Below are 24601 nucleotides of genomic sequence, written 5' to 3'. Positions count from 1 at the left end.
GTTTCAAAAATATGTACAGTAATTCATTTGTGAAAACGGATTCACAAGTGTGTTGTACAGTTGGTTGTAAGGAGAGGGGAAACTATGGCAGAACAGACAGTCCGTGTAACCGTAGATGGTAAAGAATTTTCAGCATCAGGTGAAAAGACGATACTACAATTATTTAACGAGAGTAATTTGGAACATCCTCAAATTTGTCATGTACCAGAAGTAGATCCAATTCAAACTTGTGATACGTGTATTGTAGAAGTAGATGGGAAGTTAATGCGTGCTTGTTCAACGCAAATAGAGAATGGTATGCATATTGAAAGACAGTCACAGCGTGCGAAAGAGGCGCAGACTGAGGCGATGGATCGAATATTAGAGAATCATTTATTGTATTGTACCGTATGTGATAACAATAACGGTAATTGTAAGGTTCATAATACAGTACACATGATGGGAATTGAAGAACAGAAATATCCGTATGAGCCGAAAGTAAGTGCTTGTGAAGTGGATATGTCACATCCGTTTTATCGGTATGATCCAAATCAATGTATTGCTTGTGGACAGTGTGTAGAAGTATGTCAAAACCTACAGGTTAATGAAACGATATCGATAGACTGGAGCTTAGATCGTCCGCGTGTTATATGGGATCATGGTGTAAGTATAAATGACTCATCTTGTGTAAGTTGTGGGCAGTGTGTAACAGTATGTCCATGTAATGCGTTAATGGAAAAATCAATGTTAGGTGAAGCTGGATTCATGACAGGGTTAAAACCAGATGTGTTAGATCCGATGATTGATTTTGTAAAGGATGTAGAGCCTGGATATAGTAGTATTTTAGCGGTTTCAGAAGTAGAGGCTGCGATGCGTAAGACGAAAGTGAATAAAACAAAAACAGTTTGTACATTTTGTGGTGTCGGTTGTTCATTCGAAGTATGGACGAAAGATCGCCATATATTAAAAGTGCAACCTGTTTCAGATGCACCGGTTAATGGTATTTCCACATGTGTAAAAGGTAAATTTGGATGGGACTTTGTAAATAGTGAAGATCGAATTACGAAGCCATTAATTCGCCAAGGAGATATGTTTGTTGAAGCTTCATGGGAAGAAGCGTTAGAAGTTGTTGCTTCTAACATGCAACATATTAAATCAGAATACGGCAGCGATGCATTTGGATTTATTTCTTCTTCGAAAGTAACGAATGAAGAAAATTATCTTATGCAAAAACTAGCTCGTCAAATATATGGAACAAATAATGTAGATAACTGCTCGCGTTATTGCCAATCTCCAGCAACAGATGGTTTATTTAAAACTGTCGGTATGGGCGGCGATGCTGGAACAGTGAAAGATATAGCTGAAGCAGGCCTTGTCATTATCGTTGGTGCGAATCCAACAGAAGGACATCCTGTACTCGCGACGCGTGTAAAACGTGCTCATAAATTACACGAGCAAAAACTGATTGTAGCAGATCTTCGTAAACATGAAATGGCAGAGCGTGCGGATTTATTTATTCATCCGCGCCAAGGTACAGATTACGTATGGCTTGCTGGTATTACGAAATATATTATTGATCAAGATTGGCATGATAAAAAGTTCATAGCTGAAAATGTGAAGAACTTTGATGAATATAGCACAATGTTAGAAAAGTATACGCTTGATTATACAGAAGAAATTACGGGAATTTCGAAAGAAAACCTGAAAGAAATGGCTCGTATGGTATATGAAGCAGATGGAACTTGTATACTTTGGGGAATGGGTGTAACGCAAAATACAGGAGGAAGTACAACATCTGCTGCCATTTCCAATTTACTGCTTGTTACGGGGAACTATCGTCGTCCTGGTGCAGGCGCATATCCATTACGAGGGCATAATAATGTACAAGGTGCTTGTGATATGGCGACATTACCAAACTGGCTTCCAGGTTATCAAGCAGTATCGGATGATACGCTTCGTGCTAAGTTTGAAAAAGCATACGGCACAACGATTCCGAAAGCACCAGGATTAAATAATATCGCAATGTTACTTGCGGCAGAAGAAGGAAAACTACGTGGTATGTATGTCATGGGGGAAGAAATGGCTTTAGTCGATTCCAATGCGAACCATGTGCAACATATTTTAGCGAATTTAGACTTCCTCGTTGTTCAAGATATGTTCTTATCAAAAACAGCTCGTTTTGCTGATGTTATTTTACCAGCGGCACCAAGCTTAGAAAAAGAAGGAACGTTTACGAATACAGAGCGACGTATTCAAAGATTATATGAAGTATTAAAACCACTAGGTGATTCAAAACCAGATTGGTGGATTTTACAAAAAGTTGCTCGTGCACTCGGCGGGGATTGGAATTACGAAAGTCCAAGTGAAATTATGGACGAAATCGCATCGCTTGCACCGTTATACTCTCAAGCAACGTACGATCGTCTAGAAGGATGGAATAGTTTATGTTGGGGTAGTCATGATGGTAGTGATACACCGCTATTATATGTAGATGGATTTAACTTCCCAGATAAACTAGCTCGTTTATCATTAGATGAATGGATACCACCAGTTGTAGCGCCAGATGAGTATGATTTACTTTTAAATAATGGACGTATGCTAGAACATTTCCATGAAGGGAATATGACGAATAAGTCGGCTGGTATTTTATCTAAAGTATCTGAAGTGTTCGTTGAAATTTCACCTGAGCTTGCTATAGAGCGCAATGTGAAAGATGGTGGTCTTGTAGAATTAGCATCACCATTTGGCAAAATTAAAGTACAAGCGCTTATTACTGAGCGTGTAACGGGGAAAGAGCTATACTTACCGATGCATGCAACGATAAATGAAGAAGCGATCAATATTTTAACTGGGACGGCAACAGACCTTTATACGTGTACACCGGCGTACAAACAAACGATGGTGAAAATGCGTGTATTACGTGAAAAAGGAAATCGTCCGTTACCATCTTCAAACCCGCGAGATAAAAAGCGTAATCCGCAAAATGGTGTTGAAATCGAGCAAAAATGGCAAAGAAAACAATACGTATCACTCGTGGACTAGGGGGCGGAGATAGTGGCGAAAGAGATTACTTTAATTAAAAAGAAAGTTGTAACAGAGGAAGAACAGAAACAGCAAGTAGCAGATGAACTTCTAAATGAGCTATCTAATTATCGTGAAGCAGTAGAAGAAACGATGCAGCTGTTAGCGCAGTTACAGAAGGCTGGAATATTAGATGCGGCGATTAGTTTACTTGCTGCTAAGGAAGATGTTTCAAAAATCGCTGTGGAGCAATTAAATCGTGAACCAGTTAAAAATGCACTTAACAACATGATGGGGGCGGGGGAAGCACTGTCCTCAGTTGACCCAGAAGTAACAAAGCAAATCACATCGAGTTTAGTCACTGGATTGCAATTTGCAACAGATGAATTAAAGAATGGTAAAAAAACAAAAGTGATGGACTTCTTTAAAGTGTTAAAAGATCCAGATATCAATAGAGCCATCACATTCGGATTTAGCTTCTTGAAAGCATTTGGACAAGGGTTAGAGAAAAAATAGAGTAAGTGAAAAGTGATGGGAAGTAGCCATCACTTTTTTCATTGTATGTATAAGAGTGTTCATGTTAAGCGGAATATATTATTATTAAAGGGATGGGGTAGAAATGGAAATGTGGAATCCATCTCAAATATCGTTTTAGAATGTGGAGGAATATATGCAACACCGTAAAAGACTATCTATACCAGGAGTAATGAGACATTCCTTTCAAACTGTTAGATTTGCCTTTTGGAATGTGTTAACATTCCAACTTGCTTATAAATTGTTAGCAGCGATTGTGTTTATCCCGCTTTTCGGTATTATTTTCAATAAGTTGTTGTACTTTGGTGGGTATGCAAACGCAACAAATGATGAGTTATTAGCATTTTTGAAAACCCCATACGGGATTTTGGCGATCGTAATTTTATCTATATTGGCATTGTTCCTGATTTTTACAGAGTTTGCAGTACTTATTATCATTTCGTACTTCGCTCATAAAAGGCAAAAGGTGAGATTACGTCCGATTTTATATAAAACAGTAACGTATTTACCTTCTCTGTTTACATATTGCTTACCTGGCTTTGTTTTGTATGCAGTTGTACTATTACCACTATTAAGTATGGGATATAAATCTGCATTGATTCCTGAAATTCAAATTCCTAATTTTATTACAGGTGAACTATTTAAGACAACAATGGGGCAAGTTGGATATTATACTTTCTTTGCTGTAGTTGCCTATTTGAACCTTCGTTGGATTTTTGTTTTACCTATTATCGTTTTAGAGGAGAAGCCGTTCCGTACGGCAGCACGCAAAAGCGCAAACTTAGTAAAAGAAAGCTTCTTTAAAGTTTTGTTCTTTTTAGTAGGTTTTTTCATATCTGTAGGAATTGTTTTTCTTTTATGTGTAGGAGTTTATTTACTTTGTCTGTGGGGAGTATATGAATTTACAAACCCAGAAGGGACATTTGCACTACTAGCAGAGTCAACTATTTCAGTTTTCCTAACAAGTACATTGTATCTATTTAGCTTTATTATGACGCCGTTCTATATTATGGCGTTAACAAGATTGTATTTACAAAAGGTTCCAGTCGAAGATGTTTTATTAGAAGAAGGATTAGATTATTCAAAGACGAAGGCAGATAAATGTTTCTTCCAAAAACATCGTTGGAAATTTATTGGTGTATATATTGTAGGAATTATTACGGCGGGAATGGTTGTTGCTTTCATTGTGACCTTTATTACAAACACATATAAAGAACCGATTATTATGGCTCATCGCGGTTATATTTCAAAAGGTGTAGAAAATACGAAAGAAGCTGTGCAGGGAGCTATTGATGCGAAAGCAGACTACGCTGAAATAGATGTATTACAAACAAAAGACGGTGAACTAGCAGTTATACATGATTTGAAGTTGAAACGTCTTGCCAATGCTAACGTTCATGTTTCGGATTTAACGATGGAAGAGTTAAGGCAGCTTACCCTTAGTCAAGATGGTTTTTCAGGACAAATCAGTACGCTGGATGAAATCATTAAGTTGGCAAAGGGTAAAATCAAACTCAATATTGAAGTGAAGCTTCATGGGGGCGAAAAAGACTTTGTAAACAAAGTATTAAAAACGATTAAAGATAATGAATTTGAGAAGCAATGTGTTATTCAAACGTTACATTATCCGCTTATAAAAGAGTTTAAGCGTGCAAATCCAAATATAAAAGTAGGATATATATTATATGCAAGTAGAGCTCACTTAAAGAATGTAAAGGCTGATTTTTATGTAGCGGAAGAATACATGTTAAATAAGAAATTAGTAAAAGAAGCAAGGAAGTTAAATAAACCAATTTACGTATGGACGGTAAATGATATGGAAAGTTTAAAGGGATATTATAAATTGAACGTAGATGGTATCATTACCGATTATCCTGAATCGGCACGTGAAACAATTAAGATGTTAAAAGAGCAAGAAGAGGAAGAAAGTGATCTGTTTGATAAAATTACGGAAACAACAGATGATTTATTTTCCAAGTTATTTATAAGTTATCCAGCTGCTAGTTAAATGCTAGCAGCTGTTTTTTTAGGGAAAGAATATATCCCTAAAGTATTGTTTAAACTTATAACTGTATATGTATACGGCATCATTGGTATTTCTTACATTGTTACATTATTGTCGAATAATAAATGATTGCTGCTTATTTTAAAGGAGTATAATAAAAATAGAGTGATAGATAATGAGATGGAACAACGAGGCTAATAGAATCAATGTTTTATATATTTACACTATTCTAAATATATAAACTTTAAAAATATGGTATGTTAGCGTTTTCATAACTTTTAAGTTATGCTAGAATAAGGACATAAGTTATTAATTATTACAAAAAGAAAAAAGACTTTCTTTTTTCTGTTAATTATAAGGGGGCATTTCATTATGCGTATTGGGGTACCAGCAGAAATTAAAAACAACGAAAACCGTGTGGCAATGACACCAGCAGGTGTTGTACATTTAATTCGTAACAATCACGAAGTATTCATTCAAAAGGGTGCAGGTTTAGGATCTGGTTTCACAGATGCTCAGTATGTTGAAGCGGGAGCGAAAATTGTTGATACAGCTGAAGAAGCTTGGAACATGGAAATGGTTATGAAAGTTAAGGAACCAATTGAAAGCGAATACAAACACTTCAGCGAAGGTTTAATTTTATTCACATACTTACACTTAGCTCCAGAACCAGAATTAACAAAAGCATTAATCGAAAAGAAAGTTGTTTCTATTGCATATGAAACAGTACAATTAGAAAACCGTTCTCTACCATTACTTGCACCTATGAGTGAAGTAGCTGGTCGTATGGCTGCACAAATTGGTGCACAATTCCTTGAGAAGAACAAAGGCGGTAAAGGAATTTTACTTGCAGGTGTTCCAGGGGTTAAACGTGGTAAAGTAACAATCATCGGTGGTGGACAAGCTGGTACAAATGCTGCTAAAATTGCAGTTGGACTAGGTGCGGATGTAACAATCATCGACTTAAGTGCAGAACGTCTTCGTCAATTAGATGACATTTTCGGAAACCAAGTAAAAACTTTAATGTCTAATCCGTACAATATTGCAGAAGCTGTAAAAGAGTCTGATCTTGTAATCGGTGCAGTATTAATCCCAGGTGCAAAAGCGCCAAAACTTGTAACAGAAGAAATGATTAAATCAATGGAACCAGGTTCTGTTGTTGTAGATATCGCGATTGACCAAGGTGGTATTTTCGAAACAACTGACCGTATTACAACTCATGATAACCCAACTTACGAAAAACACGGCGTTGTTCATTATGCAGTTGCAAACATGCCAGGTGCGGTTCCACGTACATCAACTCTTGCATTAACAAACGTAACAGTACCATACGCAGTACAAATTGCTAACAAAGGCTACAAAGAAGCTTGCTTAGGCAACTCTGCATTACTAAAAGGTATTAACACATTAGATGGCTATGTAACATTCGAAGCAGTTGCAGAAGCTCACGGTGTAGAGTACAAAGGTGCTAAAGAATTATTAGAAGCAGAAACAGTATCTTGCTAATACAAGCATTATACAAAACAAAATCGAACAATATATAAACCAACATGATAAGAGCTAAGAGTGAATATCTCTTAGCTCTTCTTGGCAAAAGGGGGCATACATCGTGGCCAACCTATTTAAAAAGAAATCCGTTACGCAATTGTTAGGGGAAAGTAAAAGTAAAACTTTAACGAAAACGCTAGGGGCATTTGACCTAACAATGCTAGGGATTGGTGCGATAATTGGTACAGGAGTACTAGTATTAACAGGATTAGTAGCAGCAAGAGATGCTGGTCCAGCAGTTATCTTTTCATTCATGATTGCAGCGATTGTTTGTGGATTTGCAGCGTTGTGTTATGCAGAAGTTGCATCTACACTTCCGGTTTCAGGTAGTGTGTACACATATTCATATGCGACAATTGGTGAGTTTATTGCCCATCTAATGGGATGGACATTACTATCTGTATATGTCGTAACAACTGCCGCAGTAGCTGGTGGATGGACAGGTTATTTTAATAACTTAGTGAGTGGATTCGGATTAGAAATTCCAACAGAGTTGTTAAAGATTCCATCACAAGGTGGGATCGTGAATTTACCAGCAGTAGTCATTACATTAGTTTTAACTTGGTTACTATCAAGAGGTACGAAAGAAAGTAAGCGTGTGAATAACATAATGGTATTAATTAAAATTGGTATTGTTATTTTATTCATTGCAGTTGGTGCGTTCTACGTACAACCAGAAAACTGGACACCATTTGCACCATACGGTATTAGCGGAATTTTTGCCGGCGGAGCAGCAGTATTCTTTGCTTTCTTAGGATTTGATGCATTAGCAACTTCTGCTGAAGAAGTAAAAAATCCACAACGTGATTTACCGATTGGTATTATTGCTTCATTAGTTATTTGTACAATTATTTATGTTGTAGTATGTCTCGTTATGACAGGTATGGTTTCTTATAAAGAATTAGATGTACCAGAAGCTATGGCATATGTATTAGAAGTTGTAGGACAAGATAAAGTAGCGGGTGTAATCGCAGTTGGAGCTGTAATTGGTATTATGGCTGTAATCTTTGCTTACATTTATGCAACGACACGTGTATTCTTCGCGATGAGCCGTGACGGTTTATTACCAAAATCATTTGCGAAAATTAATAAGAAAACAGAAGCGCCAGTATTCTCAACTTGGTTAACAGGTATTGGTAGTGCTTTAATTGCTGGATTTATCGATTTAAAAGAATTGTCGAATTTAGCGAATATTGGAGCATTGTTAACATTTGCGATGGTAGGTGTGTCAGTTATTATTCTTCGTAAAACACATCCGAACTTAAAACGTGGCTTTATGGTACCACTTGTACCAACGCTACCGCTTATTTCAATCGCATGTTGTCTATTCTTAATGTTTAACCTACCATTAACAACATGGATCTACTTCGGTATTTGGTTAGCAATTGGAGTAGTTGTATACTTTGTTTATTCGAAAAAACATAGTCATTTAAAAGACGATGGAAGTTCGCAGGATAATTTAGAACAAGCTAATTAAAAGCTTAGTTAAAAGGGATATAAGTATAGTAAGCCTTGTGCGTCTAGGGAACGCGCAAGGCTTTTTCTTTTGTGTAAAGTGTATATTCTTTTTTGTATGAGAATGTAATGGATGCGGAAAATATGTGTAGATCTTTTTAAAATGTGAACGAAATGTTCAAAAAAATGTATGAGATTTCATTGACACATATGAATGGACGCTCATATAATAAAGGTATAAGATATATGAATGATTGTTCATATGTTCAAATAAAGAGGTGAGCTATAATGGCTGGAAATAAAGTAGAAACACCACAAGAGACATGTTCTCAAACGATAATTCATGAAGAAGTTGTTGATCAAGTAAAACAAACAATTCCAACGGATGAAAGTTTAAGTAAAGTAGCAGAATTATTTAAAGTATTAGGCGATCGTACACGTACAAGAATATTACATGCGTTATTTGAAGCTGAAATGTGTGTTTGTGATTTAGCGTATTTATTAGGAATGACACAATCATCTATTTCACATCAGCTTCGTGTGTTAAAGCAAGCGAAACTTGTAAAGAATCGTAAAGAAGGAAAGGTCGTTTATTATTCGTTAGCTGACCAACACGTAATTCATATCTTCGAGCAAGCGTTTGAACACGTAAACGAGGAAGAATAAATAGAACGCGAGGAGGGAGAACGATGGCTGAGGCATTAGTGAAAAAGAAACTGATGTTAGAAGGTTTAGATTGTGCAAACTGTGCAATGAAAATTGAAAAAGGCGTTGGGAATATAGAAGGAGTAAATTCTTGCTCTGTAAATTTCGCGACAAAAACAATGGTTTTAGAAACAGCGCAAAATAAAGAAAGCGAAGTTGTTACAGAAGCAAAACAACTCGTTACAAAATTAGAACCGCACATTAAAGTGCAAGAAGAAAAAAACACAAAAATGGCAAAAGAAGTGTTTATATTAGAAGGTTTAGATTGCGCAAATTGTGCGATGAAGATTGAAAATAAAGTTAAGGAAATGCCGACGGTTTCAGCAGCAACTGTTGATTTCGTATCAAAGAAATTACGAATTGAAGTAGCGAATAAAAGAGAATTAGAAACGACTGTAGCCAATATAACAAATGTCGTTCAAAAGTTAGAACCAGATGTGAAAGTTGTTCGTGAAGAAAAGGGTGGTCATGACCATGGACATAGTCACGATCATGGAGAAGCAAATGTGAAAAAAATGGTAGGACGATTAGTGGTTGGAGGAATTTTGACAGCAATTGCTGCATTAGCTGGCTTACCACAAATGATCACAATTCCGTTATTCGTCCTTGCGTATGTATTAATTGGTGGAGATATCGTTTGGAGAGCAGTAAGAAACATAACTCGTGGCCAAGTGTTTGATGAGAACTTCTTAATGGCAATTGCAACACTAGGAGCTTTCGCAATTCAACAATACCCAGAAGCAGTTGCAGTAATGTTATTCTATCAAGTAGGAGAACTATTCCAAAGTATTGCGGTAAACCGTTCTCGAAAATCAATTACTTCATTAATGGATATTCGTCCTGATTACGCGAATGTAAAGATTGGAAATGAAACGAAACAAGTATCACCAGAAGATGTACAAATCGGCGATTATATTATCGTGAAACCTGGTGAGAAAGTACCGTTAGACGGAAAAGTAGTTGAAGGAACATCAATGGTAGATACTTCAGCATTGACTGGTGAATCTGTACCACGTGAAGTTGAAATTGGAAATGATGTATTAAGTGGTTTTGTGAACCAAAATGGTGTATTAACAATTGAAGTTACAAAAGAATTTGGTGAATCAACTGTATCAAAAATTTTAGATTTAGTTCAAAATGCAAGCAGTAAAAAAGCGCCAACAGAAAACTTTATTACGAAGTTCGCGCGTTACTACACTCCAGTTGTAGTAATTACAGCAGCGATCATGGCGTTTATTCCACCACTTATTTTAGAAGGAGCTACATTCTCGGATTGGATTTATAGAGCTTTAGTGTTCTTAGTAATTTCTTGTCCGTGTGCGTTAGTTGTATCTATTCCTCTTGGATTCTTTGGAGGTATCGGTGGTGCATCTAAAAGTGGTGTGTTAGTAAAAGGGAGTAACTATTTAGAAGCTTTAAATGATGTGAAATATATTGTTTTTGATAAAACAGGCACATTAACAAAAGGTGTCTTCAAAGTTACAAAAATGGAACCGAGCGAAGGCATTACAAATGAAGAATTATTAGAGTATGCAGCATTTGCTGAAGTGTATTCTAACCATCCAATTGCACAATCGATTCGAAATGCATATGGAAAATCAGTTGATGAAAAAATGATCGATGATTATAACGAAATTTCTGGTCACGGTACAGTCGTAAAAGTACAAGGAAAAGAAATTTTTGCAGGTAATGCTAAATTAATGAGAAAAGAGAACATTACATTTAAGCAACCAGAAACAGTAGGTACATTGGTTCACGTTGCTGTAGATGGAAAATATGCAGGTTATATTGTTATCTCTGATGAGGTAAAAGAAGATTCAAAACAAGCAATTCAAAAGTTAAAAGAACTAGGTATTAAGAAAACAGTCATGTTAACTGGTGATGCAAAACCAGTTGGTGAAGCTGTTGGTAAAGAGTTAGGTTTAGATGAAGTTCACGCAGAACTATTACCGCAACAAAAAGTAGAAGAGATTGAAAAAATTGATGCAGCGAAGCATGGAAAAGAAAAAGTTGCTTTCGTTGGTGATGGTATTAATGATACACCGGTATTAGCAAGAGCCGATGTTGGTATTGCAATGGGTGGTTTAGGATCAGATGCAGCAATTGAAGCAGCAGATATCGTTATTATGACTGATGAGCCTTCAAAAATTGCAACAGCTGTAAACATTGCAAAACGTACAAGACGCATTGTATGGCAAAATATTATCTTTGCATTAGGGGTAAAAGGATTAGTTTTACTACTTGGTGCTTTCGGTATTGCAACAATGTGGGAAGCGGTTTTCTCAGATGTTGGTGTGACACTACTGGCAGTGTTAAATGCAATGCGTGTACTACGAGTGAAAGATTTATAAAGTGAAACCTTAATCAGTGGGGGGCTTCATCCCCCGCTGATTATTAGCCTTCACCAATCGGGCTTTTACGGACAGTTGATCCCCCATCTAACGCCCTTGCTTTTGCTGAATTTTGGGGGGCTTACTGCCCGTTAATGCGGGATAAAAAAGAGGACGCAACCTGCGTCCTCTTTTTTAGGTTATTCTGTTGAAATTGACTCAATAAAATAATAACAAATATTATTTTTAAAATAAATAACGTAATATTAAAATTTACAAATAAAAAATATTTGTCTTGTTATTTTAATATATTTTTTACAAAGATATATAGCATTGAAGAAAACAGAGAAGGAGCAGCTTCTCTGTTTTATTTTTGTATATTTTTTTCAACTTGTTCTCGAACAGTTTGAATGTAATTCATTTTATGATCCCAGCATTCTTGACTTAAATCGACAGGGTACTCTTCAGGATTTAAAGTTCGCATATACTCTTCCCAAAATAACGCGAGACTCTGTTCATTGTATTTTTGAATATCCAATATGTCAGGTAGTTCATATGTTCTTTCACCGTTAACGAAAATGTCTTTATGCAGTTCGCGCGCTTCAAAGTTTGTTACAAATTTACTTATATACGTGTGAACAGGGTGAAACATTTTTAAGCGTTCTTCTTTTCCTGGTTCTTCACAATCTAATGCAATATAATCGCCTTCTGCATGATCATTAACTCGGTTGATAATGCGATAAATTCGTTTCAGTCCTGGAGTAGTGATTTTTTCCGGGTTAGATGAAATTTTAATTGTATCATTTAACTTTCCATCAGTATCTTCAATCGCAACGAGTTTATAAACAGCCCCTAATGCTGGTTGCTCAAAGGACGTAATCAATTTTGTTCCAACGCCCCATACATCAATTTTTGCTCCTTGAGATTTTAAATGCATAATGGTGTATTCATCTAAATCGCTAGAAGCAATAATTTTTGTATTTGTAAACCCGGCTTCATCTAGTAGTTTTCTTGCCTTTTTAGATAAATAAGCCATATCACCACTATCGAGGCGAATGCCATAAAAATCGATGCGATCCCCGAACTCTTTTGCCACGCGAATTGCATTTGGAACACCAGATTTTAATGTGTCATATGTATCAACGAGAAAGACACACTTTTTATGAGTTTCAGCGTATTTCTTAAAAGCAACATATTCATCGCGATAAGCTTGAACAAAAGAGTGCGCATGTGTGCCGGCTACAGGTATCCCAAAGCGTTTTCCAGCCCGTACGTTACTCGTAGATGAGAAACCACCGATAAAGGCAGCACGTGTACCCCAAAGGGCTGCATCGAACTCGTGGGCACGTCTTGTTCCGAACTCTAAAAGTTCATCGTTATTTGCAGCGTGCTTCATACGAGCTGCTTTCGTTGCAATTAATGTTTGGTAATTCACAATGTTTAACAGGGCGGTTTCAATAATTTGTGCTTCCCCGAGCGGTGCATCGACACGTAATAAAGGCTCGTTATTAAAGACAACTTCACCTTCTTGCATACTTCGAATCGTCCCGGTGAATTTCATATTTTGTAAATACTGAAGAAATTCTTCTTCAAATTGTAATTCTGCTAAATAAGCGATATCGCTTTCGGTAAAGCTGAAGTTTTCTATGTACTCTACAATTTTTTCAAGGCCAGCAAAAACAGCATAACCGTTCTCGAATGGAAGTTTTCGAAAGTATAAATCAAACACCGAGCGGCGGTTATGAATACCATCTTTCCAATATGTATAAGCCATATTAATTTGATATAAATCTGTATGTAAGGCATAGCTATCGTCTTTATAATAAGTCATCGCGAAAACACCTCCATAATTTGGTTATAGTATACCAATTTTTCACGGATCGTAGCAAAGAATAGATATGAAAGTATAGTCAAGAGGGAAAAAAATGAAATATTGCATATTTTTTAGAAAATTAACATTTATCAATTTATATTTCTCAAGATTTTATGTATTATTAAAGTAATGGGGGTAAATGAGAATGGAGGAGGACAATGCAACAAACATTAGAAAAAATAGGCAAACAAGTCTTTTACAAACGGCTACAGCAAAAAATGACACAAGAAGAATTATGTCAGGGCATTTGTTCTGTCTCATACTTAAGTAAAATCGAAAATGGAAAAATCGAAGCATCAGAAGAGATTCTACAATTGCTCTGCGCAAGATTAGAAATTGCCGTGACGGATTTGAGAGATGTAGAAGAAGATGTGAAGGGGAAGTTGGAGGATTGGCATAAAGCTATCGTCCATTTAGAAAGAGAACGCATTGAGCAAATATATGCTGATTTACAAGAACAAATGGAGCAAGTAACGGATTTTGAAATTATGAATTATTATGAGCTATTATATGTACGTTATCTTATGATTAAACGTGATATTGATAACGGAGTGGAAAGATTAAATAAATTAAAAAAAGGGTATAAAAAATTATCCCCGTTTCAAAAAATGTTATTCACATATAATGTTTCGTTGTTGAATTGTTTACAAAACAAATGGAAGATAGGATTAGAGAGTTTAATTGAAACAGAAAAAATGGCGAAAGAGCTAAATTATCATGAGAATGGTATTTATTATAATTTAGCATTAGCGTATAGTCATTTAGAAAATCCGTATAAAGCTCTGCATTTTGCTAACATTGCAATAGAGGGATTCCGTAGTGAATATAAATTCCGTAATGTGATAAACTGTCAATTTATTATTGCAATTTGTTTTGTAAGGCAAGGGCAGTACAAAGAGGCTTTGGATATGTACAATAGTATTTTACGTGAAGCGAGTTCGTTTTCTGAAAATGAGGTAATTATGAGTATCGCATTAAGTAATATTGCCGAAGTCTATGGTAACCAAAAACAATATGAAAAGGCTAAGGAATATTATTTGAAAAGTTTGCAATATCATCAACATGAAGATGATAATTACTTAGATACTTTATATCATACAGCATTACAGTGCATTCATTTAAAACAAATGGATGAAGCAAACCAGTGGATAGAAAAAGGTATCTCTATTGCTCAGCGCCATGAAAAGCATAAAAGGGTATTATATTTATTAATTATTTTACAATATAAATATTTCCGTACATCGGATGAATATAAGAAATTTCTAGAATTAGAAGCTATACCATTTTTTAAAAGTGAAGGTAATTTAGTGTATTTAAAACAAGTATATTTAGAAATTGCACATTATTTCGAAGGGATTCGTAACTTCGAAGAGAGTAGTCGCTACTATAAAGAAACTATTTCATTACTGGAAAAAGGGGAGGAGAAATAATATGAAAAAGTTGATGTTTTTAGGTATGGTAATTGGGGTTGTATTCTTGACACAGTTTATTGAACAGTATTCATCAAGACCAGATGTTTTGACGCAAGGAACACAACAAATAGTTGAAACAATTGAATCGTAATGAAAAACCCCCTTTCCAACCGGAAAGGGGTTTTTCAATATTTGTTCCTCAAAATTCTACAAAACTTGAGAAAAAAATTAATTGAATTTTTAGTATATTAATAGTGGAAACATAATGCTAATATGAAACTACTCTTTTTCAAAAAATAATTTATTAGGGGGAAGGTTCATGAAAAAGAAAAGTTTAGCATTAGTGTTAGCGACAGGAATGGCAGTTACAACGTTCGGAGGGACAGGCTCTGCATTTGCAGATTCTAAAAATGTGCTCTCTACGAAGAAGTACAATGAGACAGTACAGTCACCGGAGTTTGTTTCTGGGGATCTAACTGGGGCAACTGGTAAGAAAGCAGAATCTGTTGTGTTTGATTACTTAAACGCAGCAAAAGGTGATTACAAGTTAGGGGAAAAGAGTGCGCAAGATTCTTTCAAAGTGAAACAAGTGAAGAAAGATGCTGTAACTGATTCAACAGTATTACGTTTGCAACAAGTATATGAAGGAGTACCTGTATGGGGGTCTACGCAAGTAGCTCACGTAAGTAAAGATGGTTCTTTAAAAGTATTGTCTGGAACAGTTGCGCCTGATTTAGACAAAAAAGAAAAATTGAAAAATAAAAATAAGATCGAAGGCGCAAAAGCAATTGAAATTGCGCAAAAAGATTTAGGGATTACACCTAAATATGAGGTAGAACCAAAAGCGGACTTATATGTATATCAAAACGGTGAAGAAACAACATATGCATACGTTGTAAATTTAAACTTCTTAGACCCGAGTCCAGGAAACTACTACTATTTCATTGAAGCAGACAGCGGTAAAGTGTTAAATAAATATAATAAACTTGATCATGTAGCAAATGAAGATAAATCACCAGTTAAGCAAGAGGCACCTAAACAGGAAGCGAAACCAGCTGTAAAGCCTGTAACAGGAACAAATGCAGTGGGTACTGGTAAAGGTGTATTAGGAGATACGAAGTCGCTTAATACAACGTTATCTGGCTCATCTTACTACTTACAAGATAATACGCGCGGAGCAACGATTTTCACATATGATGCGAAAAATCGTACTACATTGCCAGGAACATTATGGGTAGATGCAGATAATGTTTTCAATGCAGCGTATGATGCAGCAGCGGTAGATGCTCATTACTATGCGGGTAAAACATATGATTACTATAAAGCTACTTTTAATAGAAACTCTATTAATGATGCAGGAGCGCCATTAAAATCAACAGTTCATTATGGAAGTAGATATAATAATGCGTTCTGGAATGGCTCTCAAATGGTATACGGAGATGGTGATGGTGTAACATTCACTTCATTGTCTGGTGGAATTGATGTAATTGGCCATGAATTAACGCATGCTGTTACAGAGTATAGCTCAGATTTAATCTATCAAAATGAATCAGGGGCATTAAATGAAGCTATTTCAGATGTTTTTGGTACTTTAGTAGAATTCTATGATAACCGTAACCCAGATTGGGAAATTGGTGAAGATATTTATACGCCTGGTAAAGCAGGAGATGCGCTTCGCTCTATGAGTGATCCAACGAAATATGGTGATCCAGATCATTATTCTAAGCGTTACACTGGTACTAGTGATAACGGTGGGGTTCATACGAACAGTGGTATTATTAACAAACAAGCTTATTTATTAGCAAATGGCGGTACGCATTACGGTGTAACTGTAACTGGTATTGGTAAAGATAAGCTAGGTGCAATTTATTACCGTGCAAACACACAATATTTCACGCAATCTACTACATTTAGTCAAGCGCGTGCTGGTGCAGTACAAGCTGCAGCTGATTTATATGGTGCGAACTCTGCTGAAGTAAATGCAGTTAAGCAATCATTTAGTGCTGTTGGTATTAACTAACGATCTAAAGGATAGATAGCTATTAATAAAATACCTCAAAAATAAAGAAGGAGCATAGGCTCCTTCTTTATTTTTTTCTCCATTTTTTCCACAAATAAAACAATCCAATAGTGCCCGCGATTGTTACAATCCACTTCGCTTCATTTGTTCCGTTCATGACATGATAGGCCGAATATACTTCGATTAACAAAGCCGGTATTTTCCCTATCGTACTGGCAATACTGAAGGATAGTAATGACATTTTGCCTAGAGCTGCAAATAAAGTCACGATACTAGACGGAATGAAAGGAATGAGGCGGAACGATAGGACGAGTAGAAAGGCCTCTCTACCCTCTACATAAAGTAGGCGTTCTACCTTTGGATACTTATTTACTTTGCTGTGAGTGAATTTCTGAAGGCCTATACGATAAATATAAAACGAGATAATAGCCCCTAATGCCTCACCTGCGATCGAAATAAGGGTTCCGTTTGTTACACCAAAGAGCTGTATGTTAATAGCGGTCAAAAAAATACTAGGGATAACACCTAAAAGGCTAATGACTATGTTGATTAAGATACTAAGTGGAATTGCGATTGAATAATAGTCTGTTAAGAAGTTTTGAATTGTTTCAGCCATTGTTTAAAATCCTTTATCTTTTTTTGCATTACACCATATTTCCATTGTGTAGGCAAGTACAAATTTACATAATGTAGAAAAACGTTAAAAAACACCATTATTATACCTTATATGGGTATTAGGTATATGAAGTAAGGGGTATATTTTACTTTTTAAAAAAATACAAATAAAACCTTTATTTAAAAGGTTAATAGATGATTTTAGGGGGAGGTTTAACTCGGGAAATAATCATAAAAACATAGGGGTATATTTATGTAAGGGCGAAAATAGCGGTTTTATGAAAAACGGGTGGTAATTTGGCAAAATAGATGAGGAGTTTGAAAAATGTGTATGTTTTTTCGATGTGAAATTGACTTTTAGTGAAGTTACGATAATAATCATGAAAGAGGTGATATGATGAAACGAATAAGTAGTCTTTTCGTGAGTAGTTTATTGGCACTCATGCTGATCTTAAGTGGATGTGCAGGAAAAGAACAAAAAACAGAGAAACAAACAGGGAATCAATCGGCATCAGTAGAAAAAATTAGTGATAATATTTTAGACGAAATGGAAGGGCCACCTAAAAATGGTCATACGATTGAAAGACATGTAGGCAAATCAGAAGAAGATTTGAAGAATCGCTTGAAGACAGATAAAGTATCAGCAGCAAGTACATACTATGACAAGGAAACGGCAACGAAAGCTGTAAAAGATAGTTTGAAGCAGCATGATAAGGAAATTCAAGATTGGTTAAAAAATTCTAAAGAGGCTCGTCTCGTATTAAATACAACACATTCATTCCCGGTTGGAAAAACGGTAATAAAGAAAAATATGAATGTAAAAGACAAGTTAGTCAAAACTGTTACTGTTTTAGCGAGAGATAAGTCAGGGGATTTAGGATATAAGATCATTACTTCTTATCCATCTGATAAATAAGAAGGGGGAGTAAATATGTATACGACATTACAATATTTTTTCAAATCGTATTGTACGTTAAGTATTCATGAAGATGAAATAGTAGGCGTGATGGAAGAGTTTATAGAGCAAGAAGACGAAGAAATTGTTTTGAAATTACGCGATGAATTATTATATATGAAGAAAAAGGATGCTTGGGAAGAGGCGTGCGTACTAGCTGCGAAGCAAGGAAATCGTATGTGGTCGTTAGAAGAAACGAAAGACCATCTTGCAACCTTTTTAGTATTATTGCAAAAGAAAAAGGCGTGATCTACTCACGCCTTTTTCTTTTTGGAATTCGTTCGTTTAATAGTGTTTTATTGTTTTGGAGCGCTTTTATATACGCTTTTTGAAATTTGCCCATTAGATATTACTTCACCGTTTTGTGTAACTTTTTTATATGTAACTGCTGTTATTTTATCATTAGTCCTACTAATTACTTGAGAAGAAACTTCAACATTTTTACCAGTATTTGTGCCGAAAATACGTGTAGTAATACTACCTCCATTTGAAAATGCTTGAATATAAATATGATTGCCTGTATTGTTTTTAAATTTTAAATCTGGACCATAATCTGCTACTGCTGCATCTTGCCCAAGTGGTAAATAATTTACGGGCATAGAATGGTTGCTTCGAGAAACAATTCCTAAATCTGCTCTTAAAGCTGCGCTATATAAAGTACTACTCACTTGGCAAACGCCTCCGCCTGCACTTTGTATAACTTTCCCTTGTGAATATACAGCTGCGGATTTATAACCATGAGCAGCATCCGTTACGCCAACGCGGCCATTAAAACTAAATGTTTCATCAGGTGCGACAATCACTCCACTTAAAGTATTAGCTGACTTATTTACGTTAAAGGATTGATTCCCATTACGGCCAGCCATTGGAGTTGAATATTCAGCAATTACTTCTTTAATCCCCATTTTCTGTATATCTTCTGTAGAACGTTCAGGCTTTAATAGTGTAACGGGTAATGTAACGTCAGATGTGCCAGAAGTAATGGCTTGCCGCGTTAAATCAGTTAACTTTTCTTTATCGATTTTTTCTCCATTTTGGCTCTGGCTAATATTTACTGTAGTGCCTTCAATACTTAATTCTGCATTAACAGGATTTTTTAATGTTTCATTATATTTATCCTTCATAAAGCTTTTATAAGTAGTTGTATTTAATTGAGGTGTTAATTTATAGTCACGTTTTAATTCACCGTTCTCAGCTTGTTTCCGCATTTTGTAACGATTTATTGCGTTGCCTTCTTGTTCTTTAAAGATTTTGTCGATAATATCTTTTTCTTTATAATTTATCCCTAAATCTTTCCATGTGTAAGTTTGTTTATCGTTTTGGAATATGTACGTAAGTGATTTTTGATCTAATTCAGTGATTTTTTGATTAATAATAGCTTGAATATCTTTTTTATTTTTTCCATCGAGAGAAATACCTTCAAATGTAGTATTGGGTAATGCAGTAGTATCTAATTGATTATTTAGTTTGGATACATATTGATATCCGCCAACACCGCCAACACAAAGTAATATGCCTCCAGCAATTGCAGAACCGATCAGTATTTTACTTAGCTTCATTTATTTCCCCCCAGAAATTTTTGTATAAATATATGTATTACATTTTTTGTATAAAAATGATGAAAATAACATTATGTACGTACTAGTATACTATTATTTTCATTGTGTGTGTAATGTTTTTATAAAATATGTTACACTGTTGTAATAATTGTCTCTTTTTGTCACAATGTGTACGAAAAATATGTTGAAAATTATAATAAAAAGGCTGTCTAGAAAGTTCTAGCAGCCTTTTTATTATAATTTTTTATGTTCATTTTTATTCGTAACACCGAGATGATCTTGTAGTGTTGTCGAAATATTATCGACGCTTTTTTCGTTTGGAACGTAATAATAAATACCACCTATATATTTATCAGTACCTTCTACTTGCAATTTGTCCATTTTTAAGTTTGAACCCATTGAATTTTTCGCAATTGTCATCATATCATCAAAAGTTAAATTTGTTTTTAAGTCTTTATCAACAGCGTCTAATAAACCACCGATTTTATTAATGGAATTCAGAGATAATGCCTTTTCAGCAATAGCTTCTAAAACAAGCTGTTGTCGTTGACCGCGCATATAATCACTATCGATATGACGAGTTCTCGCTAGTGCCAGTGCTTCTTCTCCATTTAAATGTTGACGTCCCTTTTTAAGGTGAACTGCATCTGCTTCATCTTTACTATTTTGTTCTGTGAACTCCACTGGAACATCTACAGTAATGCCACCAAGGGAATCAACAATTTTGATAAAGGATTTAAAGTTGAATTTTACATAGTAATCAACTGGAACATCTAAAAATTTCTCAACTGTATCAATCGTGCTGTCTACACCACCGAATACGTGCGCATGTGTAATTTTATCGTATTTATCACGTGATTTAATATAGACACGTGAATCACGTGGAATACTGACAAGCTTAACAGATTTATCGTTTTTATTAATGGTTGCAAGTAATAGTGCATCTGTACGAGTTGCTTTCCCATAATTTTTGTCCCTAATATCACTTTCATCAACACCCATAATAAGTACGGAAATGTTGTCAGTCATAGGTTTAACGGCTTTTTCACGTTTGCTGGATTTGTCTCCGCGACCAAGTTCAGAATAGGCATTACTTAGAATTGATTTTGCTTTACTGTATATATGGAAGGAGTAGCCTCCTGCTCCAAGTGCTATAATCAGTAATGGAATAAGAAGGAACCAAAGTAGACGTTTTTTCTTTGAGCGTCCCTTTTTGGCTCGAGTATCTTTGTGCATATCGGATTTCATCATTTTTTCTCCTTTAAAACTATCAAAGTATATACATCTAGAAGCGCATTTAAACACATAAAAAATATTGTACGCTAAATAAAAGCGATTGTACATGTATAAAAAATAGATGTCTTGATTATTTATAAAGACATCTATTCGTTATTGTATACAAAAGATAGGGATAAGAAAATGATAAAATTTTACCTAATTACAACATAATGCTTACGATAATTGCAGATAAAATGCTAACGAGAGTCGCTCCGTATAGTAATTTAAGGCCAAATCTGGCAACGACGTTTCCTTGTTCTTCGTTTAATCCTTTTACCGCACCTGAAATAATGCCGATAGAAGAAAAGTTGGCAAAAGAGACGAGGAAGACAGAAATAATACCAACTGTACGAGGAGAAAGGCTATTAGAAATTTTACTAAGATCCATCATTGCTACAAATTCATTCGTTACAAGCTTCGTTGCCATAATGCTACCAGCCGCGACAATTTCAGAACTTGGTACACCAATAAGAAATGCAATTGGTGCAAAGACGTAGCCGATTAATTGCTGGAAAGTAATGCCGAATATAATGAGGAATAGATCATTAATGCAGCTCATTAATGCGACGAATCCGATAAGCATAGCACCGACAACGATAGCTACTCGAAAGCCATCTAGAATGTATTCTCCAAGCATTTCAAAAAAGCTTTGCTTTTCGCCTTTTATTTCTAAAATATCTTCATCATCTTTCACGTCGTAGGGGTTAATAATCAGTACGATAATAAAACCGCTAAATAAATTGAGAACGAGTGCGGTTACTACATATTTAGGTTCGATCATTGTCATATAGGCACCTACGATAGACATAGATACAGTTGACATAGCAGATGCGCAAAGTGTATAAAGACGGTGTTTTGGAATTTGAGCTAATTGTTTTTTGACCGTAATAAAAACTTCTGATTGGCCGACAATGGCAGATGCGATAGCATTGTAAGATTCTAATTTCCCAAGACCATTTATTTTACTGAGGAAGTAACCGATCCAACGAATGAAAAATGGTAGTATTTTGAAATGTTGCAGTATACCGATCAAGACGGAAATGAAGACAATTGGTAATAAGACAGTAAGGAAAAAGGGCATTTCACCTTTATTGGCAAGGCCGCCAAATACGAAGTTTATACCATCAGCAGCATACTCGAGTAGCTTTGTAAACAAACTGGAGATGAACCGAATAAGTATGAGACCGATTTCTGTATTCAATAATAAATAGGTTAAAATTAACTGTATAAGAAGCATGATGAAAATAGGTTTAAATTTAATATGCTTCTTATTGTTACTAGCGATATAAGCAAGGAAGAAGACGACGATAAGTCCTAAGAAAAAGGTAATAAATTTCATAGTAAGCCCCCTAAAAGAGATATTCTGCTATATATGTTTTTCATTTCAAGGGAGAATATGCATCTTTGGTAAAGAAAGGAATAGAGAGAGTATGAATATATGTAGAGTACACCACGTTGCAATTATTTGTTCAAATTATGATGTGTCAAAAGATTTTTATACTAGGATATTAGGTTTTGAAGAGGTAAATGAGGTATATAGAAAGGAACGAGATTCTTATAAGTTAGATTTATGTGTAGGGGGAGAGTATCAAATTGAATTATTTTCATTCCCTAGTCCGCCTGAGCGCCCGAGTTTTCCAGAAGCGTCTGGACTTAGGCATTTAGCATTTGCTGTTACAAATATAGAAGAAGCCGTGCAACATTTAAGTCAATGTGGTGTTGAAACTGAGGCGATACGTATTGATGAGATAACCGGGAAAAAATTTGTTTTTTTCCAAGATCCGGATGGTTTACCTTTAGAATTGTATGAGGTTTGAAATTGGTGAATTTTATATAGGGTTGCTTTTGAGTAAATGAAGAAACTAAAGTGAAACTTCTTTTTTAAAGGAGGTGTCACTTTAGCTAAGAAAGCTAAAGGATATATGTGGATATTTTAAAATTACTGATGGTAGTCATTCTTATTGCATTAACAGGTTTTTTTGTAGCTGTTGAGTTTGCAATTATTAAGGTGCGTAGCAGTCGTATTGACCAACTCGTTAGTGAGAAACGACGAGGAGCATTGGCAGCAAAAAAAGTAACTTCAAATTTAGATGAATATTTATCAGCATGTCAGTTAGGTATTACCATTACCGCTTTAGGGCTTGGGTGGTTAGGCGAGCCGACTATAAAACATTTACTAGAGCCGTTGTTTTTAAAACTACACCTATCTTCTGCAATTGCAAGTACCGTTTCATTTATTATTGCTTTTGCAGTTATTACGTTTTTACATGTTGTTATTGGTGAACTTGCTCCTAAGACGTTCGCCATACAAAGAGCAGAGCAAGTTAGCTTATTATTATCGAAACCACTTATTTATTTTTACCGAGTAATGTATCCGTTTATTTGGGCTTTAAATGGTTCAGCAAGGCTTGTAACAGGGTTATTCGGATTACATCCGGCTTCTGAACATGAAGTTGCTCATTCGGAAGAAGAATTACGATTAATCTTATCTGAGAGTTATGAGAGCGGAGAGATTAATCAAAGGGAATTTAAATATGTAAATAATATTTTTGAATTTGATAATAGAGTGGCAAAGGAAATTATGGTGCCTCGTACGGAAGTTGTAGGTTTATATGAGGACGAACCATTTGAAACACATATTAAAATAATCGCACAAGAAAAATATACGAGGTATCCTGTATTTGGTGAAGATAAAGATGAAATCATTGGAATGGTTAATGTAAAGGATTTATTTATTCGTTATATGGATGGTAATCGGGACGAGGAGTGCTCGATTATGCCATATACAAGGCCGGTCATTGAAGTGCTAGAAAATATTCCAATTCATGATTTACTATTACAAATGCAAAGAAAACACATTCCATTAGCTGTGTTGTATGATGAATATGGTGGTACAGCTGGGATTGTTACATTAGAAGATATTTTAGAAGAAATTGTTGGGGAAATTCGAGATGAATACGATGAAGATGAACACCCGCCTATAGAGCATATAAGTGAAGGGTGTAAAATTGTAGAGGGGAAAGTGCTTATTAGTGAAGTAAATGATTTATTTGGCATACACTTAATCGCTGATGATGTAGATACAATTGGTGGATGGATTATGGTACAAAAGCAAATCGTTGCTGAAGGAGATATTATTGAAAAACACGGCTTTTCTTTTAAAGTTCTGGAAAAAGATATGCATCAAATTAAACGAGTGGAAATAAAGAAGGGAGAAGAATGATTTTCTATAAAAGGTATATATAGAAAATTAAATGTTTGCGCTTTCAAAAAAGGTACTATATAGTGAAGGTGGACACTGAAAAATTCTTC

Annotated in this window: 19 protein-coding genes; 14 read left to right on the top strand and 5 right to left on the bottom strand. The window is 35.4% G+C overall.

The genetic code is table 11. From position 1 onward, the window contains the following. The first annotated feature begins 84 nt into the window (after window positions 1-84). From fdhF to ACTT1L_RS14810, 7 genes are all read left to right on the top strand, one after another. A complete protein-coding gene (fdhF, locus tag ACTT1L_RS14840; protein ID WP_000840655.1) occupies window positions 85-3021 on the top strand; it encodes a formate dehydrogenase subunit alpha in 2937 nt (978 codons plus the stop codon). Window positions 3022-3033: 12 nt separating this feature from the next. After that, entirely contained in the window at window positions 3034-3516 is a 483-nt protein-coding gene (locus ACTT1L_RS14835; RefSeq protein WP_442821980.1) for a DUF1641 domain-containing protein, read from the top strand. A gap of 154 nt (window positions 3517-3670) precedes the next feature. Next, window positions 3671-5542 carry a glycerophosphoryl diester phosphodiesterase membrane domain-containing protein gene (locus ACTT1L_RS14830; RefSeq protein ID WP_001164743.1) on the top strand — a complete coding sequence of 624 codons (1872 nt, stop codon included), beginning with the start codon at window positions 3671-3673 and terminating at the stop codon, window positions 5540-5542. Window positions 5543-5911: 369 nt separating this feature from the next. Then, the gene (ald, locus tag ACTT1L_RS14825; RefSeq protein WP_001219742.1) at window positions 5912-7045 is read left to right on the top strand and encodes an alanine dehydrogenase; all 1134 of its coding nucleotides are present in this window, start codon (window positions 5912-5914) and stop codon (window positions 7043-7045) included. 103 nt (window positions 7046-7148) lie between these two features. After that, window positions 7149-8564 (top strand): amino acid permease, encoded by a 1416-nt coding sequence (locus ACTT1L_RS14820; protein ID WP_001284877.1) that lies wholly within the window; start codon window positions 7149-7151, stop codon window positions 8562-8564. A gap of 266 nt (window positions 8565-8830) precedes the next feature. After that, the gene (locus tag ACTT1L_RS14815) at window positions 8831-9208 is read left to right on the top strand and encodes an ArsR/SmtB family transcription factor (RefSeq protein WP_000918377.1); all 378 of its coding nucleotides are present in this window, start codon (window positions 8831-8833) and stop codon (window positions 9206-9208) included. 23 nt (window positions 9209-9231) lie between these two features. Continuing rightward, on the top strand, window positions 9232-11598 hold the full coding sequence (locus ACTT1L_RS14810) for a heavy metal translocating P-type ATPase (protein WP_076873834.1): 2367 nt from the start codon (window positions 9232-9234) through the stop codon (window positions 11596-11598). A gap of 346 nt (window positions 11599-11944) precedes the next feature. Here ACTT1L_RS14810 and ACTT1L_RS14805 read toward each other — a convergent pair whose 3' ends face one another. Next, complete coding sequence (locus ACTT1L_RS14805) at window positions 11945-13408, bottom strand: nicotinate phosphoribosyltransferase (RefSeq protein WP_000222900.1); 1464 nt, start codon at window positions 13406-13408, stop codon at window positions 11945-11947. Between the two features lie 200 nt (window positions 13409-13608). Between ACTT1L_RS14805 and ACTT1L_RS14800 the strand changes: the two genes are divergently transcribed. The 3 genes from ACTT1L_RS14800 to ACTT1L_RS14790 all read left to right on the top strand — a co-directional run bounded on the left by ACTT1L_RS14800 (window position 13609) and on the right by ACTT1L_RS14790 (window position 16882). After that, window positions 13609-14880: a tetratricopeptide repeat protein gene (locus ACTT1L_RS14800; RefSeq protein ID WP_061131298.1), complete on the top strand. Its 1272-nt coding sequence runs from the start codon at window positions 13609-13611 to the stop codon at window positions 14878-14880. Between the two features lies 1 nt (window position 14881). Continuing rightward, window positions 14882-15013, top strand: a complete 132-nt coding sequence (locus tag ACTT1L_RS14795) for an NprX family peptide pheromone (protein ID WP_000735750.1) — start codon at window positions 14882-14884, stop codon at window positions 15011-15013. Window positions 15014-15181: 168 nt separating this feature from the next. Then, window positions 15182-16882, top strand: a complete 1701-nt coding sequence (locus ACTT1L_RS14790; RefSeq protein WP_000730398.1) for a M4 family metallopeptidase — start codon at window positions 15182-15184, stop codon at window positions 16880-16882. Between the two features lie 67 nt (window positions 16883-16949). On the opposite strand, the gene ACTT1L_RS14785 is transcribed toward ACTT1L_RS14790, so the two are convergent. Then, window positions 16950-17498, bottom strand: coding sequence for a TVP38/TMEM64 family protein (locus tag ACTT1L_RS14785; RefSeq protein WP_074544159.1), 549 nt, complete (start codon window positions 17496-17498; stop codon window positions 16950-16952). A gap of 396 nt (window positions 17499-17894) precedes the next feature. Between ACTT1L_RS14785 and ACTT1L_RS14780 the strand changes: the two genes are divergently transcribed. Together ACTT1L_RS14780 and ACTT1L_RS14775 are read left to right on the top strand one after the other, a co-directional pair. Next, a complete protein-coding gene (locus tag ACTT1L_RS14780) occupies window positions 17895-18413 on the top strand; it encodes an RNase A-like domain-containing lipoprotein (protein ID WP_000822717.1) in 519 nt (172 codons plus the stop codon). A gap of 15 nt (window positions 18414-18428) precedes the next feature. After that, window positions 18429-18701: a hypothetical protein gene (locus ACTT1L_RS14775; protein WP_046198932.1), complete on the top strand. Its 273-nt coding sequence runs from the start codon at window positions 18429-18431 to the stop codon at window positions 18699-18701. A gap of 47 nt (window positions 18702-18748) precedes the next feature. Here the strand turns inward: ACTT1L_RS14775 and ACTT1L_RS14770 are convergent, their stop codons facing one another. From ACTT1L_RS14770 to ACTT1L_RS14760, 3 genes are all read right to left on the bottom strand, one after another. Next, entirely contained in the window at window positions 18749-20011 is a 1263-nt protein-coding gene (locus ACTT1L_RS14770; protein WP_071742055.1) for a VanW family protein, read from the bottom strand. A gap of 234 nt (window positions 20012-20245) precedes the next feature. Continuing rightward, entirely contained in the window at window positions 20246-21259 is a 1014-nt protein-coding gene (locus ACTT1L_RS14765) for an LCP family protein (RefSeq protein WP_074544157.1), read from the bottom strand. Window positions 21260-21449: 190 nt separating this feature from the next. Beyond that, on the bottom strand, window positions 21450-22628 hold the full coding sequence (locus ACTT1L_RS14760) for a NupC/NupG family nucleoside CNT transporter (RefSeq protein ID WP_000668836.1): 1179 nt from the start codon (window positions 22626-22628) through the stop codon (window positions 21450-21452). Window positions 22629-22719: 91 nt separating this feature from the next. Between ACTT1L_RS14760 and gloA2 the strand changes: the two genes are divergently transcribed. Both gloA2 and ACTT1L_RS14750 read left to right on the top strand, forming a co-directional pair. After that, window positions 22720-23106: an SMU1112c/YaeR family gloxylase I-like metalloprotein gene (gloA2, locus tag ACTT1L_RS14755; protein WP_001017666.1), complete on the top strand. Its 387-nt coding sequence runs from the start codon at window positions 22720-22722 to the stop codon at window positions 23104-23106. Window positions 23107-23213: 107 nt separating this feature from the next. Then, window positions 23214-24512: a hemolysin family protein gene (locus ACTT1L_RS14750; RefSeq protein ID WP_000353305.1), complete on the top strand. Its 1299-nt coding sequence runs from the start codon at window positions 23214-23216 to the stop codon at window positions 24510-24512. Window positions 24513-24601: the final 89 nt, after the last annotated feature.

This window comes from Bacillus sp. FH (genome assembly GCF_052216825.1).
Classification (GTDB): Bacteria; Bacillota; Bacilli; order Bacillales; family Bacillaceae_G; genus Bacillus_A; species Bacillus_A paranthracis.
Note: the sequence above shows the minus strand (reverse complement) of the source record. Positions and strands in the feature narration are given on the sequence as shown.